The organism is Halapricum desulfuricans, from assembly GCF_017094525.1.
GTDB lineage: Archaea > Halobacteriota > Halobacteria > Halobacteriales > Haloarculaceae > Halapricum > Halapricum desulfuricans.
Genome location: NZ_CP064788.1, coordinates 420,652 through 437,446, shown reverse-complemented (window position 1 = coordinate 437,446; position 16,795 = coordinate 420,652). Strand labels below are relative to the sequence as shown.

Below are 16,795 nucleotides of genomic sequence, written 5' to 3'. Positions count from 1 at the left end.
GTTCTCTGGGACCTCCTCGCCGTAAACGGAGAAGGATCGAAGATCCCTCGGGCAGTCGGGCGTAGTCGTTCGAAAGGCGCGAGCGCCTTTCGTGATGAGCGTGGGACCAGTCCCACGAACCTGCGAACGGCGCAAAGCGCCGTGAGCAGATGACGAGAGAGCTTCGCTCTCTCGAACCACCCGACGACGGCGAGGATTCCCGGACCGCACCGCAAGCGGTGGGATATTTGCAGGCGGAGCAGGCCGAGTGCCTCGGAGCTTGACCCCGAGGCGGTTCACGCGGATGTTTTCGGGGTGACCGACAGCTATCGTGCCTACATCCCTGTCACCGCACTGCTGGACGATATCTTTCGACTTTGGACACACGCGCAACATCGCATCATAAGCAGCCCATACTAGTCGATAATTCGTTGATAACTATTCTCGTCGCCTGTGAATTGTTACATCTATGTTAAATCATAGTAATTTAGCATCCCCATTGCAAGTGCCATTCAGCGATACAATCGATCAGACCATAGCTGACGTCATTGAATTCGTTCCGGTTCTACTCGGTGCGCTGCTCATACTCGTTATCGGGTATATAGTTGGTCGCATACTTGGAGGGATAGTCACCCGGGTCATTCGTCGTCTCGGTGTTGACAGCTATGCCGAAGATACCGCGGTCGAAGAACTCGGGGACGGCGATGGTGACGCCATTGCAAATGTTTTGGGGAAGATTGTCGCGTACTACGTCTACTTTGTCGCGATAGTCGCTGCAGCGAGTGTGTTGGGTATCAGCGAACTCACCGATATGCTGGCCGATATCGGAGTCTTCCTCCCGATAATTCTCAGTGCATTGTTCGTCCTCGTGGTCGGATTCATCGTGGCGCGGATTATCGGAGACATCGTGTCCGGCGTGGTTGACGGGTTCAACCTCGGAGAGTTGCTGCGAGAAACCCCACTCGAACAGTTCGGGGAGGGCGAAGGCGAATTGGGAGGTATCGTTGGCAAACTGGTCACGTACTACATCTATTTCCTGACAATCTTGACAGTCGCAGATATTCTCCGCATAGACGCCCTTTCGAGTTTACTCGGCGACTTTGCCGGCTATCTACCGGCGTTGGCTGCTGGCTTCATCGTGTTGTTGGTCGGCATCTGGTTGGCCGAACGGGTCGCAGACCTCGTCACTGAAGGAGGGGATAGTCGACCTATCTTGGTGGCCAGTCTGGCAGTCAAGGTCTTTATTTATTACCTCACGATCACGATTGTGTTGTCCACAATCGGGATTAACGCGTCGCCACTAACGAGTTTGTTTACGACATTCGTGGTGGCGTTCTTCGGTGCGCTGGCGCTGGCGCTGGCACTTGGCATCGGCATCGCTGTCGGTCTAGGGGGCCAAGATTTCGTTGCCGAGAATATCGACGGATGGTTCGGCACCGCCAAAGAGACCATGACCGAGGAGCAAGACACGACAGGCGAGTAGAAAGTCTAACCCCTCACGACTCCAGTCGGGTTATCTCAACATGGCTCCGCAGGGAGATACACCAGCTGTCTAGGATCGGCCAACCGATTGCATCTACCGCCGATTCTGACAAAGAACGGAACGTAGGTGGAAAAACGGTTGCGGACACGGCGCAAGTCGGTCGGCAGGAAATCCGCTCCTTCGAGAGTATCGGATCGGGAATCATAGCAGGTAAACTGCTCGGGCAACTGGCGGCTACGATTCGAACGACGCCCCGATCGCCGCCGCAATCGCTTGGAGGTCGGCCTTTCGGAACGTGGAGTCGTCCGCTGTCTCCGGCGACTCCGCGATGCCGACCTGCGCTCGAATCAGTCGGCGCATACGCGTTGTCGACGGCCGCTCCGTCCCGGTACCTATCTCGAGCGCCTGACAGATCGCCTGCAACTCCTCCTTCGTGAACGACGCCTCGACCTCCCGTTCGAAGCGACCTGTCGCTACTCGAATCGCGTTCCGAACCTCGTGGACAGTCGGACTCATGGTTTTGCACTCTCCTGTCGGTACCTTCACGGTTCCGACTCGGTAGCAACGAGACGTGTAGAAGACGGCCCGGATCAGGCGACCTGTTCGAACCAGTCTTCGACGCGACCGAGCGGCGCGTCGGCGGCCTCGGCGACCGCCTCGGGATCCGATCCAGCCAGGTCTCCGACGGTCTCGATGCCGGCCGCGCGAAGACGGTCGGCGTAGGTCGGGCCGATGCCCTCGACAGTCTCGACGTCGGAGCCAGCCGCCCCGTCTGCACTCTCCTCGGCAGTCGTTTCGTCTGCAGTTACCTCGTCGGTCGTTTCGTCTGCAGCCGCCTCGTCGGCCGTCTCGTCTGCATTCTCTTCCCCAGCCGCGGTTTCCACGGCTTCCTGCTCGCGGGAGCGCTCGATGAACCAGTCGGCGACCTCGGGCCAGACGTCCTCGTGGGTGCTCGAGGAGACGGCGAGGCCGACGTGTCCCGTCGAGTACTCGATGATGCGGGTGTCCTCGCTCGGAATCACGTCGTTGAACGGCTTGCTCGCCGACGGCGGGACGAGGTGATCGTATTCGCCCAGGATCTGGAGGACGGGCATGTCGATGTTCTCGATGTCGACGTGCGTGCCGTCGAGTTCGAGCTCGTTGTTGTAGAGCTTGTTACCCTGATAGATGTCCTCAAGGAACTGCTCGTAGGTCGCGCCGGCGACGTCGACCCCTTCTTCGAGCCACTGCTCCATCCGGCTGAAGTTCTTGACGAACGCCTCGTTGTCGAGGTTCTCGAAGAACTGGACGTACTTCGTAACGTAGTTCTGGACGGGGTCCATCAGCGCGAACCCCTCGTCGAGGAACTCCGCCGGGACGTTGCCGAACGCCTCGATCACGGTCGAGGGGTCGTAGTACTCCTCGTCGCCCCAGCGCTCGAGGACGCCGCCGGTCTCCTCGAAGTACAGCCCGGTGGCCATCAACCCGAGGGCGTTGACCTTCTCGGCGTGCAGCGCCGTGTACATCGTGCTCATCGTCCCGCCCATGCAGTAGCCGAGGACGTTGATCTGCTCCTGTTCGGAGCGCTCGCGCACGACGTCGACGCAGTTGTCGATGTAGCGGTTGACGTAGTCGTCGAGAGTCAGATGCTGGTCGAGACGCGAGGGTTCGTTCCAGTCGATCAGGTAGACATCGTGTCCAGCCTCGAGCAACCGCCGGACGACCGACCGATCGGGCTGCAAATCGAGGATGTAAGGCTTGTTGATGAGCGCGTAGACGACGAGGATCGGAACGTCCTCGCGCTCTTCTTCGGGGACATCGATACCCGCCGCTTCGGGATCGTAGTGGAGGAGTTCGAGCTTGTTCTCCTCGTAGACGACGTCAGCAGGCGTCCCGCCGACTTCGACTTCCTGCATCGTCTCGAGACGGTCGTCGAGTACGCCGGCGAGTTCGACTGTCTCGGCCAGCTTCTCGACTCCTTGCCGTTGCGCGTCGATCACTGGACGCATCGGGTTGAACATGACGCTCACTCCTCGAGTGCGTCGAGGACGCGGTCGAGTTTGTCTTCGAGGTCCTGCTGGCGTCGCTCGAGTTCGACGAGGCGCTCGCCGACCTCGACGACGTCCTCGCGCGTGGCGAACCCGAGTTCGCCCAGCGACTCCTGGGTGACGTCGTCGGCTTCCTGTCGGAGCTCGAGCATCGACTCGACGAGCTGTCCGTTCGCGGCCGCGAACGCGCTCGTCTCCATTACCTCCTTGAACGCCTTGTTCGCCGACTGCAGCCAGATGTCGCGGAACTCCGTGGCTTCGACCTCTTCGCCCTGGGCCGCGTCGACCGATCGCTCAAACATCTGCTCGGCGGCGTCCATCCAGACCTCGTAGGCCTCGTTGTAGCCTTCGATTCCCTCTGAGAGCGTCTCGTCGTCGGGCGTGGAGTCGGCGAACACGTCGTTCCAGGACTCCATGAATGCGGTCTGTGCCTGCATACTCTGGTCGAACGACTCGGCAAGCGCCTCGTTCATCTCGTCGACCATCTGGTTCCACTCGTCCATACTGTCCGTCGTGTCGCTATCGTCGCTCATGTGTATTATATCGCTTCGCACGAAAGAAATAACTGCCGCCCTATCAGGCGTCGCTGGCCTGCTCCTGAACGTCCTGAACCGTCTCGGCGGTCTGCTCCTGAACGTCCTGGATCTGCTCCTGAACCGTTTCGGCCTGGGATGCCAGCTCCTCGACGGCGTCGGCGGACTGGGACTGGAGTTCCTCATGGGCCTCGATGAGCATTGACAGCTGCTCGTCCAGCGCCTCGAGCGTTTCCTCGGTCATTTCGTCGTAGCTCTCGTAGCCGTCGCCGGCCTCTGCCTGCAGCGTGTCGAACGCCTCGTCGTGGTTCTCCAGCAGGAACTCGAACTGCTCGTCGACTGTCGTGCGGATCTCCTCGACGGGGACGTCCATGCCGGGAACCGACGACTCGATGGCGTCGAGATAGCCGTGGATCGCCGTCTGGCTCAGCTCGACGCCGCGGCGCTGGGCCGACTGCTGGCTCTCCATGCTGTCGAGCATCGCCTGGCCCATCCGCTGCTGGAGCGCTACGCCCTGTTCGAGAGCGGTCTGTGTCTGTTCGATCGATGCGCGCTGCAGTTCGAATGCGGTCGTGACGGGGGTCGTGTAGTCTGTCATGATTACTCACTTCGGTTGCGTTTGACCGGGAGAACGACGGCCTGAACGATGTCGCCTTCCTCGATGTCCAGCGCCTCGCGCTCGGCGTCCGGAATGGATATCCGGCCGCCGCTCTGGACGCGGGTCTTGAACGTCGCCAGCTGGCTCATCGCACTGAGCTGGTTCATGTCCATCCCAGACGCCCCAGCGCCCATCATCGAGCGAAGGAACTCCTGTTGCTGTTCGATCGCCTGCTCGCCCGCCTCCTGAAACATCGTCGGCGGCCACGGGAAGCCGTCGTCCTCGTCTGTCATCTGTCATCCCTTTCTATACCTTCCGAATACATAAATCTTCCTTTTGATACCATCCTATACCATCTAACGGATCAAGTCGATCTTCGCTTCCACATGTCGTGACGCGGGTCGTTCGACTCTACTTGTAGTCCCCTGAGAATCACGGGCGGGTTTCATGTCGCAGGCGCGTCGATAGTCTAGTATGCCCAACGGACACGGCAGCGACTTTCCGGCAGCCCTGGAGGGGAACAGCGATGCGTAACGCCAAGATCGTCTGTACGCTCGGCCCGGCCTCGGATTCGCTGGCGGGGATCACAGACCTCGCAGAGGCCGGCATGTCGGTCGCCCGACTCAACGCCAGCCACGGCTCGCCCGAGGAACGCCGGGAGACCATCGCCCGGGTTCGCGAGGTCGACCAGCAGGTCGACCACCCCGTCGCCGTCATGCACGACATCCCCGGCCCCGAAGTCCGGACCGCCGACATCGACGAACCCATCCACCTGGCAGCCGATTCCCGCGTCCGCTTCTACCAGGGCGACGACGCCACCCCCGACGCGGTCGGGCTCTCGCTCGACATCTCCGCCGTCGAACCGGGCGACCGCGTCCTGCTCGACGACGGCCGCATCGAAACCACCGTCGAGGACGTCGACGGCTCGGACGTCTACGCCCGCGTCGAAAACGGCGGCGACCTGCAAGCCCGCAAGGGCGTCAACATCCCCGGCGTCGAACTCGGCCTCCCCACCGTCACCGAAAAGGACCGCCAGGAACTCAAAGTCGCCGCCGAAGAACAAGTCGATCTTGTCGCCGCCTCGTTCGTCCGGGACGGCGCCGACATCCGCGAAATCGCCGACACCCTCAACGAGTTCGGCGCCGACATCCCCATCGTCGCCAAGATCGAACGCGCCGGCGCCGTCCAAAACCTCGACAGCATCATCGACGAAGCCTACGGCATCATGGTCGCCCGCGGCGACCTCGGCGTCGAACTTCCCCTTGAGGTCGTTCCACTCTATCAAAAGCGGATCATCCGCAAGTGCAACGAGGCGGGCGTGCCCGTCATCACCGCCACCGAAATGCTCGACTCGATGGTCGAGGCCCGCCGCCCCACCCGCGCCGAAGCCTCCGACGTCGCCAACGCCGTCCTCGACGGCACCGACGCGGTCATGCTCTCGGGCGAAACCGCCATCGGCGACCACCCCGCTCGCGTCGTCGACACCATGGCCAGCATCGTCGAAGAAGTCGAACACAGCGAGGAGTACGAAACCGTCCGCCAACAGCGGATTCCCGAAGCAGAAGGGACCCGTGCCGACGCGCTGGCCCACGCCGCGCGCTTCCTCGCCGAGGACGTCGACGCCGCCGCGATTGTCGCCGCCAGCGAGTCGGGCCACTCCGCGCTGAAAATGGCCAAGTTCCGCCCCTGCGTCCCCATCATCGCCTCGACGCCCAACGATCGCGTCCGACGGCGACTCGCCCTCTCCTGGGGCATCCACCCGACCACCATCCCCCGCACGACTGAAGGCGCGGACGCCATCATCCAGAACGCTGCCGAGTCAGCGCTCGACACCGGGATCGTCAGGGACGGCGACAGGCTCGTCGTCATGTCGGGCATGATGACCGAACTCGAGGGGATAGATAGTTCGAACATACTCAAAATCCACGTCGCGGCCGAGACGACCGTCCGCGGCGACGCCGTCGTCGGCGGTCTCGTCACGGGCGAACTCCACCGCGTCGAGGACGGCGACCTCTCGACCGTGCCTGAGGGGGCGATCGCAGTGGTCTCGGAGTACAGCGGCGAACTGGCCGGCGACGCCGAGCACGTCCGCGGTATCGTGGGCGGGGAGCGCGGCATGAAACCGGGTTCGACGAGTCACGCCGCCGTCTTCGCCCGCGAACACGGGATCCCGATGATCGCTGACGTCGAAGTCCCCGACGAACTCGAAGACGGAACCGTCGTCACGCTCGACGCAGAGAAGGCCATGCTCTATCGTGACGCCGGCGACGATTCGGCGCAGTAGTCGCTGTTCGACACCAACACTCGAAAAAACGCGAGCCGTATTTGGCCGACGGAGTTATTTCGCCGTGAATCCGCTGTCGACGGTCAACGCTTCGCCGTTCGTGAACGACGCGCCATCGGAACAGAGCCACAGGACGGCGTCGGCGATCTCTTCGGGTTTGCCCAGCCGGTCCTGGGAGTGCATCCCCTCGATCCACTCCCGGACGTTCTCGTTGGTACTGATACCGGCCTCTTCGAGCATTTGCGTCTCGATGAAGCCGGGACAGACGGCGTTGACGCGGATGTCCTGATCGGCGTACTCCCAGGCGGCGGTCTTGGTGAGTCCGAGCACGCCGTGCTTGGCCGAGACGTACGCCGAGGAGTTCTCGAAGCCGACCTTCCCGAGGATCGACGCCATGTTAATGACGACGCCGCCGTCGTCCTGGTCGGTCATCTGCCCGAGTTCGGCCTTCAGCGAACGCCAGACGCCGTTCAGGTTGATGTCGATCGTCTGTTCCCAGTCCTCCTCGGGAACGTCGCCCGCCGGGTCCTCTCCGCCGCTGATCCCGGCGTTGTTGACCGCGTAGTCCAGCCGACCGAACTCCTCGACGGCCGTCTCGACCATCGCTTCCACGTCGTCCATGTCCGTGACGTCCGTCGAGACGTAGACGGCCTCGCCGCCGTCGCTCTCGATCTGTTCGACCGTGGCCTGTCCGCCCTCGTCGTCGACGTCCGCGACGACCACCGACGCGCCGCTGTCGGCGAACTGCACGGCTACTTCCCGACCGATACCTGAAGCGCCACCCGTGACGGCGGCCACGCGGCCGCTGAAATCATAGCTCGTCATGCAGTCTAGAACAGACAGGCGTCGTATTTGGATCTTTGGTCATTCAACGTAATGTTTTTACGATGATGATTCCTGGTGCGTATCCCCCGATCCGGTTTCGATGCGTGGACACTCGACTGATCCGACCCGGATTGTGCGAGGTGTACAAGGCTGAAGGGGCTGGGCAATCAAGAATAGGTATGGTCGAGAGAGACGCCATCGTCGAGGCACTGCGGGAGGTTCACGACCCGGAGATCCCGGTCAACGTCTACGATCTCGGTCTCGTCTACGAGATCGACCTGGAAGACAGCGCTGTCGAGGTCGAGATGACTCTGACGAGTCCGACCTGTCCGATCGCGGGCCAGATGGTCAACCGTGCCGAAGCCGCCGTCGAGGCAGTCGAGGGCGTCGAGACGGCGACCGTCGAACTCGTCTGGGACCCACCGTGGTCCCCGGAGATGGCGACCGACGAGGGACGGATGCAACTCGCGGCGATGGGGATCTCGGTCGGCGATAGCGACGCCGACGGGAGCGAGCGCTCGGACGCCGACACGTCGCCGGACGCCGACACACCGTTTTGACGACCGCAAGACGTGATCGAAGGGCAGTCGACATCGCTACTGCCGTCACGAGTAGGCGGCGTCGGCGCGGACGCCAGCGAGCGCGTACGCGAGGATGATTCCCGTGACGAAGACCGCCGCTCCGAGCAGCAACACGAGGCTGAGCGTATCGAGGAGCGCGACCTCGAACCACGCGGCGAGTTCGCCGAGTCCGACGGCGACGCTCGCGAGCAACAGCATGATCCCGAAGTAGATCGTGACGTCGTCTTCGTCGATGTAGACTGTCGCCGCCGAGCCGATTCTGGCTCCGAGTGCGCTTCCCACCAGCAGGGCCGTGACGACACCGAAATCGATCGCACCCGAGAGCCCGTAGGTGAACGCGCCGACGGCACCGGACATCAGTGCCCCGAACAGGCTCGTGCCGACGGCCGCGGCGATCGGAACGCCGATGACGTAGTGGATCGCCGGCATCCGGATGAACCCGCCCCCGACGCCGAGGAACCCCGAGACGACACCGACGCCGCCGCCGACGCCGGAGATCGTCCACAGCGAGGCGCGGCTCCCGTCGGTGAGTGTCACCATCGGCGGGATATTGTACGACTTGATGACCTTTGCGATGTCGGGGATGTCGTCGGTACCCGCGTCGTCGTCCGACTGGCCCGCCGTGTCGCTCCGTCTGTCGTCCTGTAGCGCGTTCCGGGTGAACAGCAGGCCGATCACGGCGAGCAACAGGACGTAACTGGTCCCGACGACGATCTCGGCGTAGCCGAGCGCTTCGAGTCCGAACACCAGTCGCTTTCCCAGTTCGATGCCGAGCGCGATGCCGACGAACATCAGCGCCCCGAGCGTGTAGTCGACCTGCCCCACGTCGTGGTGCTTGAGCGTCGCGATCACGGCGGTCCCGAACACGAACGCCATGCTCGACCCGATCGCGACCGGCGCGGGATAGCCCAGCAACAGCAGCACCGGCGTGACAAGAAACGACCCACCCATACCGAAAAAGCCGAAGAAGACGCCGACCATGAAGCCGAAGCTCACGAACAGCGCGAGCAGGCCGGCGTCGAATGCAAGTAGTACCACGTGTCTAAACTGTGTCGGGTGTCCGCTCCGTCGTTGTCCGTCGACTGTCCGTCTCGATGTCAGTCCGACTACCTGCTCCCGCTAGGCCGGTGGCTCTGATAACGTTTTTGGGACATCTGTGCAAGACTATCGCCACGTCTCGCACGGGCCGAACGAATCGGCTCGAAGGCCGACGTGGTGAGACACGCAGGCCGGACACTATGGCCCCCTATATCGAGGCTGGAAACCTACCGACAGCGAGCGAGTATCGACGAGTATGGATGTCGGTCCGGATCAGGGCCACGTCGTCGCGCTCTCGGTGCTCGCGCTGTTCGCGCTGGGACTGACGCCGGCGACAGTCGCGCCCGCCGCCCAGCCGTCGGCCGAGCCGCTGGATTTCGACGCCTGTACCGAGTGCGGGCCCCCGATACTGCTGAGCGAGGTCTCAGCCGACGATCCGCCGATGAGCAACGGGACGACCACAGCGAACGCGACGGACGACCCGACAGTCGACGCCTACATCGAATCGGGGGCGGCAACGCCGAGCGCGTCCAGCGCGTTGGCGACCGCGTTTCGCGCGCCGGCGACGACGGCCAGCCGCGCGGCCCGCGTCTCGGGGTCGTCGGCCGTCAGCACCGGACACTCCCGATAGAAGGTGTTGAACGCCTCGGCGAGGTCCCGCGTGTACGTCGCGACGACGTGTGGACGCAGATCGTCGGCGGCCTCCTCGATCACGGCCGGGAAGCGGGCGATCTCTCTGACGAGATCGCGAGCCGCCTCCGTTTCGAGTGCGTCGACGTCGATCTCGTCGGGTACCTCGTGGCTGGCCGATGCAGCTTCATCGAGGATCCCACAGCAGCGCGCGTGGACGTACTGGACGTAGGGAGCCGACTGGGCCTCGAAGTCAAGCGCGCGCTCCCACTCGAAGGTGATCCCCTTCGTGGGCTGTTTGGCGACGATGTCGTACCGGACGGCACCGATCCCGACCTGATGGGCGATCCGCTCGACGTCCGCCTCGTCGAGGTCATCGTCCCGCAGGCGATCGTCGAGCCGGTCCTCGACCTCCTGACGGGCGCGGTCGATCGCCTCGTCCAGCAGGTCGTCGAGATCGACACCGGTCCCCTCGCGCGTGCTCATCCCGCCCTCCGGGAGGTTGACCCACGAGTAGAACACCTGCTCGAGCCGGTCGGTGTCGTGACCCAGCAACTCGAGGGTCGTCTCAAGCTGGTCGGCCTGGAGCTTGTGATCCTCGCCCAGAACCGTCACGGCACGGTCGAAGGTATCGAACTTCCACTCGTGGTGAGCGAGGTCCCGCGTCGTGTACAGCGACGTGTCGTCCGCACGCAGGAAGACCAGGTTCTTCTCGATGTCGGGCAGATCCAGCTGCCAGGCGTCCTCCTCGTAGACGGCCGCCTCGAGGGCTCGCAGGCGCTCGATCACGTCGTCGGTCGAGCCGTCGCGCATGAACCGCGTCTCCTTGACGAACTCGTCGAACTCGGCGGGAAGTCGCTCCAGCGTGGCAGTCATCCCCGCGAGGACGGTGTCGACCACCTCCGAGACCCGCTCGTAGGTCTCCTCGTCGCCGTCTTCCAGCCCCTGCAGGATCGCCTGGATCTCGGCTTCGGCCGCCTCGACGGCGTCGTCGTCCGCCTCCTCGAGGTAGGCATTGCCCTTGCGGTAGTAGCGGACCATCTCGTATTCGGGGGAGTCCCGTGCCGGCTCGGGGAGATCCGACTCGTCGAAGGTCTCGTAGGCCCAGGTGAACAGGGCTATCTGGCGGCCGGCGTCGTTGACGTAGTAGTGGCGTTCGACGTCGTAGCCGGCGTATTCGAGGACGCGAGCGAGCGCGTCGCCGACGATCGGGTTCCGGGCGCGGCCCACGTGGACCGGTCCCGTGGGATTGGCCGAGGTATGCTCGACGACCACGCTCGTCTCCCGATCGGGGAGGGTTCCGAACGACTCCGTCTGGGCGGCCTCGACGGCGGCTTCGAGATACCTGTCGCTGGGCAAGACGTTGACGTACGGCCCCTGCTGGCTGACCGAGCCGATGTACTCGTAGTCGTCGGCGTCGATCGCCTCGACGAGGTCCGCGGCGATCTCGGGCGGCGGCGCGCCGGCCTCGCTGGCGAGACGGTAGGCAGCGCTTGAAGCCAGCACGGCCGGAACGTCCTCGGGCGGCGTCTCGATACCCAGGTCGTCGGTCGGGAGATCAAGCGCCTCTAAAGCAGTCGTGAGGGCGTCCTCGACCTCCGCGCGAAGGGAGAGCAACATGTCTCCCCGTTCTCCGGCATCGGGTATTAGGGGTTCGGTTCGGGCCAGACCAAACGTTACCGCACGACCGTCACCGGGGCGGGCGAGCGCCGGATGACGGTCTCGGCGACGCTCCCCAGCAGGATCCGCGAGACGCCCGACCGGCCGTGACTGCCCATCACGATCTGATCGACGTCGTTCGCCTCGGCGAACTCGACGATCGTGTTGGTCGGCTTGCCGATCTCGGTCTCCCGGTTGACCGTCCCGTCACCGTCTTCCAGATCGGGTTCGACCTCCTCGAAGATCTCCTCGGCGCGCTCCTTCTGGCGCTCGTACCACTCCTCGGAGAACGTCGGCAGTCCCGCCTGGACGCTGTAGCCCGCCTCGGCGGGGTTGATCACGTGCAACAGCGTCACGTCGGCGTCGGGGTAGTCCTCAGCGACGAACGCACACGCCCCGTGGGCCTGTTCGGATCCATCGACCGGGATCAGGATATGCTTGCCCATAGATGAGTGTTCACACGGACCGAACGTTAACCTTCGGGAAAAGCATAAGTAAATCATCATAAATGCGGCGCGGAAGCCACCTGCGGCAGGCGGATCAGACGCCGTTCCACGCCGGCTGGCCGATAGAGAAGAGTCGATACGGAAGGTGGACAATTAGTAGAACGCGACCGGCGTTCCGACGTCATCGGCGGCCGATTCGACCTTTTCGACGGCGTCTTCGAAGTCCGCTGGTCCGACCTCGGTACGGCCGTCACGGATGGCGAACATGCCCGCCTCGGTTGCGAGACTTGCCAGTTCCGCGCCGGTGAATCCCGCTGTCTCCTCGGCCCAGGCACCGAGATCGACGCCGTCGGCGAGGTTCATCTCCTGGGTGTGGATCTCGAGGATCCGTTCGCGCCCCTCCTTGTCGGGCTTTGGCACCTCGATGAGGCGGTCGAAGCGGCCGGGCCGGAGGATCGCCCGGTCGAGCATGTCGAAGCGGTTGGTCGCGGCGATGATCCGGATCTCCCCGCGGTCCTCGAAACCGTCCATCTCGCTGAGCAGTTGCATCATCGTCCGCTGGACCTCCGCGTCGCCGGACGTCTTCGATTCGGTTCGCTTGCTCGCGATCGCGTCGATCTCGTCGATGAAGACGATCGCCGGCTCGCGCTCGCCGGCCAGTTCGAACAGGTCACGGACGAGTTTCGCACCCTCGCCGATGAACTTCTGGACCAGTTCCGAGCCGGCCATCTTGATGAACGTGGCGTCGGTCTCGTTGGCCACGGCCTTCGCGAGCATCGTCTTGCCCGTCCCGGGCGGACCGTGCAGCAGGACGCCGCTGGGCGGGTCGATCCCGACCTCGCGGAACTGTTCTGCGTTGAGCAGCGGCTCCTCGACGGCTTCCCGAACCTCGCGGATCTGACTCTCGAGCCCGCCGATGTCGTCGTAGGTCACGTCCGGCGAGCCGTCGATCTGCATCGCCTGCGTGCGAGCGTCCTTCTCGCTGTCCAGGGTCTGCTTGACGGTAAACGAGTCGTTGATCGCGACCCGGTCACCGGCCTCGATCTCCGAACGCAACTGCGGCGACACCTCGGTCAGCACTTCCTGGTTGTTGCCGTGTTGCTTGATGACGACCCCGTCGTCGAGCAACTCCTCTGCCGTCGCGATGTACAGCGAGGAGGTCTTGAGCGTCTCGTTCTGGCGTTCGAGTTTGTCGACCTCCTCGACCAGGTCGTCCTGGCGATTGTGGGCCGCGGTCAGTTGCTGTTGCAGTTCACGGTTCACCCGCTGGACCTCTGCGAAGTGTTCTTTCAGCGCCGCCAGCCGTTCTGACGGCGACATATCGGGATCGAGGTCCAGAGTAGGTCGGTCCGGGAGCGAAGGACTGCGAGACATCTGGTAGTGGATCTATTCGATACAGAGAAAAGTGCCTTTGGGTCGCGGTCGGAGATCGGGCGGCGATCAGAGCAACGATGCCATCTCGTCGAGGTACTCGGTATAGACGCCAGTCGCGGCCTCGACCGGGTCGGGTTCGGCCATGTCCACACCGGCGTCACGGAGCAGTTCCAGCGGGTACGCGCGCGAGCCACGGGAGAGGAACTCGAGGTAGCGATCCGCCGCACCGGGGTCGTCCTCGTCGAGGATCGACTCGACCAGCGCGACCGCCGCCGAGATACCCGTGGCGTACTGGTAGACGTAGAAGGCCCGGTAGAAGTGCGGGATCCGCATCCACTCGCGAGCGATCCGGTCGTCGAGTTCGGCTGGCTCGTAGTACTCGCCTTTGAGGTCGGCGTAGAGTTCGTCCAGTTGCTCGGCGGTCAGCGCCTCGCCGGCCTCTGCGAGTTCGTGGGTCTGCTGCTCGAACTCCGCGAACATCGTCTGTCGGTACAGCGTCGAGCGGAACCGTTCGAGGTACTCGTTGAGGACGTGTCGGCGCAACCGTTCGTCCTCGACGGTCTCCAGCAGGTGGTGGGTCAGCAGCGTCTCGTTGACCGTCGAAGCCACCTCGGCGACGAAGATCTCGTAGTCGGCGTAGACGTAGGGCTGCTCGTCGCTGGTGTACTCGCTATGTAGCGAGTGGCCCAGTTCGTGGGCGAGGGTGTACATCGACTCGACGTCGTCCTGGTAGTTCAGCAGGATGTACGGCTGGGACTCGTAGGTCCCCCCGGAGTAGGCACCGGACTGCTTGCCGCGAGTCTCGTAGACGTCGACCCACCGCGAGTCCAGCCCCTCCGCGAGCCGGGATTGGTAGTCCTCGCCCAGCGGCGCGACGGCCTCGGTAACGTACTCGCAAGCCTGCTCGTAGTCGATCTCGGGGCTCTCAGTCTCGGTCAGCGGAACGTACAGGTCCCACATCCGGAGTTCGTCACCGTCGATAATCTGCCGTTTGAGATCGGCGTGGCGGTGCAGCGCGTCGAGGTTGTCGTGGACGGTCTCGACGAGCGTGTCGTAGACCTCGGTCGGGACGTTCGGCCCGTCAAGTGCGGCCTCGCGGGCAGTCTCGTAGTTTCGCGCTCGTGCGGTCTTGACGTCGGTCTTGACGCTGTTTTTGTGTGCCGCGCCGACGGCGTTGCGAAGCGTCTCCCACTCGTCGTAGAACTGTTCGTAGACCTCCCGGCGGAACGCCCGATCCTGGCGTTTCTGCAGAGTCGTGAAGTTGTTGAGCGTGATCTCGATCGGTTCGCCCTCCGGGTCCTCCACGCTCGGGAAGGTCATGTCCGCGTTGGTCAGCATGTTGTACACCTCGGAGGGCGCGCCCAGGACCTCGCCCAGGTCCGCCAGCAGCTCCTCGACCTCCGCCGAGCGGGTGTGGTCTTTCATCCGGAGCACGTCGTCGAAGTAGTGCTCGTACTCCTCGAGGGCCGGTGCAGCGTCGATCATCGCGTCGATCTCCTCGCGCGTGCAGGACTGGATCTCCGGGTCGAGGAAACTCGCCGCGGAGCTGGCCCGTGAGTGCAGCGACTGTGCGCGGGCGAAAAGCGCCTGATAGTCGCTGTCGCGGGTGTCCTCGTCACGGCGCATCCGGGCGTAGGCGACGACGTTCTCGACCTGCCGCATCACGTCCTCGAAGGTCTCCAGCGTCGCAAGCAGCGTCTCGGCGTCGTCGGTCGCCCGTCCCTCGAACGCCGCCAGGTCGTCGATCCGCTCGCTCACCTGCTCGAAGGCCGTCTCCCACTCGTCGTCGTCGGCGTACAGGGCCTCGAGTTCCCACGTGTACTCGGTCTCGACGTCGCTCCGCTCCGGTACTGAACTCATGACCTCGGCTTAGGGCGGCGGGCCCCTAATACTGCCGACTGTGCCGACCGGACGGTCCGCCACGGGGTTTTTGATGTCCCCGCTCGACGCACCCTCCATGGACGAACGGGTGGCGCGTCGTCTCGGCACGATCTGGCAGTCCGACCGCCCCTGGCGCGTGTTGAGCACGCTGGCGGAGTTCGAGGACCGGCTCGGGGGGCATCCGGGCGAGAAACGCGCGGCGGAGTTCCTGCGCGACGAACTCGAGGCCCTCGGTCTCGATAACGTCCGAGAGAAGTCGTTCGCGATCCCGGAGTGGACCCGCGGGGAGACGTCGCTGCTGGTCCACGTCCACAGTCGCGACCGCGAGCGAACCTTCGAGGCGCGAGCGCTGCCCTACTGCCCGGAATCGACCGTCGAAGCGCCGCTGGTGGACGTCGGGTACGGCACGCCGGCGGAACTCGACGACAGCGAGGTCGAGGACGCGATCGTCGTCGCGAGCGGGGCCACGCCGCCCTCAGCCGACCGATTCGTCCACCGAACCGAAAAGATCGGTCACGCGGCCGAGCGGGGAGCGACGGGGTTCATCTTCGCGAACCATCGCCCCGGCCAGCTCCCGCCGACCGGATCGCTCCGGGTCGGAGACACGCTCCCGGCGGTCGGTGTCAGCTACGAGACCGGCGAGTGGCTCCGCGAGTACGCCCGGGAAGGGGCGGCCGCACGGCTGAACGTCACCGCGTCGGTCGAACCGGGGACGAGCCAGAACGTCCGGGGCCGGTTCGGCCCCGAAACCGACGAGCGCGTGCTCCTACTCGCCCACTACGACGCCCACGACGTCGGTGAGGGGGCGCTTGACAACGGCTGTGGCGTCGCGGTCCTGCTGTCGGTCGTCGAGGCGCTTTCGGGACTCGATCTGGACCGGTCGGTCGAGGTCGCGCTGGTCGGCTGTGAGGAGCTCGGACTGCAGGGCAGCGAGACGCTGGCGGCGAATATCGACACCGATGACGTACACGCCGTTGTCAACCTCGACGGCGTCGGCCGCGAGCGGACGATCCAGGCGCTGACTCACGCCAGCGACGAGATCGAAACGCTGGTCGAAGAGGTCTTCGAGACGGTCGGTCACCCCGTCGAGATCGGGGATCGCCCCCATCCCTACAGCGATCACTGGCCGTCCCTCCGCCGGGGTATCCCGACGCTGCAGGTCCACAGTCAGGCGGGCGGGGAGACCGGCCCCTGGGAACGAGGGTGGACGCACACCCGCGCGGACACCAGAGACAAGGTCGATCGGCGGACGCTGCGCGAACACGCGATGCTCGCGGCGTTGCTCGTCCGTGAACTGGCCGGTGCAGATCTCGAGCGGATCGATCCCGACCGACTGAAAGCCGAGCTGTCGGACGCCGAGCCCAGCATGCGGGCCGCCGGCGTCTGGCCCGACGCGTGGGACGAGTGATCGAGTGAGGACGCTGCAACTCCCCCGCCGCCACGGTTTCGGAGATCGA

The 16,795-nt window shown here is 64.2% G+C and carries 15 protein-coding genes; 4 read left to right on the top strand and 11 right to left on the bottom strand.

From position 1 onward, the window contains the following. The first annotated feature begins 484 nt into the window (after positions 1-484). A complete protein-coding gene (locus HSR122_RS02180) occupies positions 485-1,462 on the top strand; it encodes a mechanosensitive ion channel family protein (protein ID WP_229111054.1) in 978 nt (325 codons plus the stop codon). Between the two features lie 234 nt (positions 1,463-1,696). Here the strand turns inward: HSR122_RS02180 and HSR122_RS02175 are convergent, their stop codons facing one another. The 5 genes from HSR122_RS02175 to HSR122_RS02155 all read right to left on the bottom strand — a co-directional run bounded on the left by HSR122_RS02175 (position 1,697) and on the right by HSR122_RS02155 (position 4,913). Next, complete coding sequence (locus HSR122_RS02175; protein WP_229111053.1) at positions 1,697-1,978, bottom strand: hypothetical protein; 282 nt, start codon at positions 1,976-1,978, stop codon at positions 1,697-1,699. Positions 1,979-2,052: 74 nt separating this feature from the next. Continuing rightward, the gene (gene phaC / locus HSR122_RS02170) at positions 2,053-3,450 is read right to left on the bottom strand and encodes a class III poly(R)-hydroxyalkanoic acid synthase subunit PhaC (RefSeq protein WP_394355539.1); all 1,398 of its coding nucleotides are present in this window, start codon (positions 3,448-3,450) and stop codon (positions 2,053-2,055) included. 17 nt (positions 3,451-3,467) lie between these two features. Further along, positions 3,468-4,022, bottom strand: coding sequence for a poly(R)-hydroxyalkanoic acid synthase subunit PhaE (locus tag HSR122_RS02165; protein WP_229111052.1), 555 nt, complete (start codon positions 4,020-4,022; stop codon positions 3,468-3,470). 43 nt (positions 4,023-4,065) lie between these two features. After that, on the bottom strand, positions 4,066-4,620 hold the full coding sequence (locus HSR122_RS02160) for a hypothetical protein (protein WP_229111051.1): 555 nt from the start codon (positions 4,618-4,620) through the stop codon (positions 4,066-4,068). 2 nt (positions 4,621-4,622) lie between these two features. Further along, entirely contained in the window at positions 4,623-4,913 is a 291-nt protein-coding gene (locus HSR122_RS02155; RefSeq protein ID WP_229111050.1) for an AbrB/MazE/SpoVT family DNA-binding domain-containing protein, read from the bottom strand. Between the two features lie 233 nt (positions 4,914-5,146). On the opposite strand from HSR122_RS02155, the gene pyk reads away from it, so the two are divergent. Then, complete coding sequence (pyk, locus tag HSR122_RS02150) at positions 5,147-6,904, top strand: pyruvate kinase (RefSeq protein WP_229111049.1); 1,758 nt, start codon at positions 5,147-5,149, stop codon at positions 6,902-6,904. 54 nt (positions 6,905-6,958) lie between these two features. Here the strand turns inward: pyk and HSR122_RS02145 are convergent, their stop codons facing one another. Next, positions 6,959-7,729, bottom strand: a complete 771-nt coding sequence (locus HSR122_RS02145; protein ID WP_229111048.1) for an SDR family oxidoreductase — start codon at positions 7,727-7,729, stop codon at positions 6,959-6,961. A gap of 179 nt (positions 7,730-7,908) precedes the next feature. On the opposite strand from HSR122_RS02145, the gene HSR122_RS02140 reads away from it, so the two are divergent. Further along, on the top strand, positions 7,909-8,289 hold the full coding sequence (locus tag HSR122_RS02140) for a metal-sulfur cluster assembly factor (protein WP_229111047.1): 381 nt from the start codon (positions 7,909-7,911) through the stop codon (positions 8,287-8,289). A 45-nt stretch (positions 8,290-8,334) separates the two neighbouring features. Here the strand turns inward: HSR122_RS02140 and HSR122_RS02135 are convergent, their stop codons facing one another. From HSR122_RS02135 to pepF, 5 genes are all read right to left on the bottom strand, one after another. Beyond that, the gene (locus HSR122_RS02135) at positions 8,335-9,291 is read right to left on the bottom strand and encodes a sulfite exporter TauE/SafE family protein (protein ID WP_229112168.1); all 957 of its coding nucleotides are present in this window, start codon (positions 9,289-9,291) and stop codon (positions 8,335-8,337) included. Between the two features lie 552 nt (positions 9,292-9,843). After that, entirely contained in the window at positions 9,844-11,598 is a 1,755-nt protein-coding gene (gene argS / locus HSR122_RS02130) for an arginine--tRNA ligase (RefSeq protein WP_229111046.1), read from the bottom strand. A gap of 56 nt (positions 11,599-11,654) precedes the next feature. Continuing rightward, a complete protein-coding gene (locus tag HSR122_RS02125; protein WP_229111045.1) occupies positions 11,655-12,083 on the bottom strand; it encodes a universal stress protein in 429 nt (142 codons plus the stop codon). 153 nt (positions 12,084-12,236) lie between these two features. Then, positions 12,237-13,457 (bottom strand): proteasome-activating nucleotidase Pan2, encoded by a 1,221-nt coding sequence (gene pan2 / locus HSR122_RS02120; RefSeq protein ID WP_229111044.1) that lies wholly within the window; start codon positions 13,455-13,457, stop codon positions 12,237-12,239. Between the two features lie 66 nt (positions 13,458-13,523). Then, entirely contained in the window at positions 13,524-15,317 is a 1,794-nt protein-coding gene (gene pepF / locus HSR122_RS02115; RefSeq protein WP_229111043.1) for an oligoendopeptidase F, read from the bottom strand. Positions 15,318-15,414: 97 nt separating this feature from the next. On the opposite strand from pepF, the gene HSR122_RS02110 reads away from it, so the two are divergent. Continuing rightward, on the top strand, positions 15,415-16,746 hold the full coding sequence (locus HSR122_RS02110; protein WP_229111042.1) for a M28 family metallopeptidase: 1,332 nt from the start codon (positions 15,415-15,417) through the stop codon (positions 16,744-16,746). The last annotated feature ends 49 nt before the right edge of the window (positions 16,747-16,795 follow it).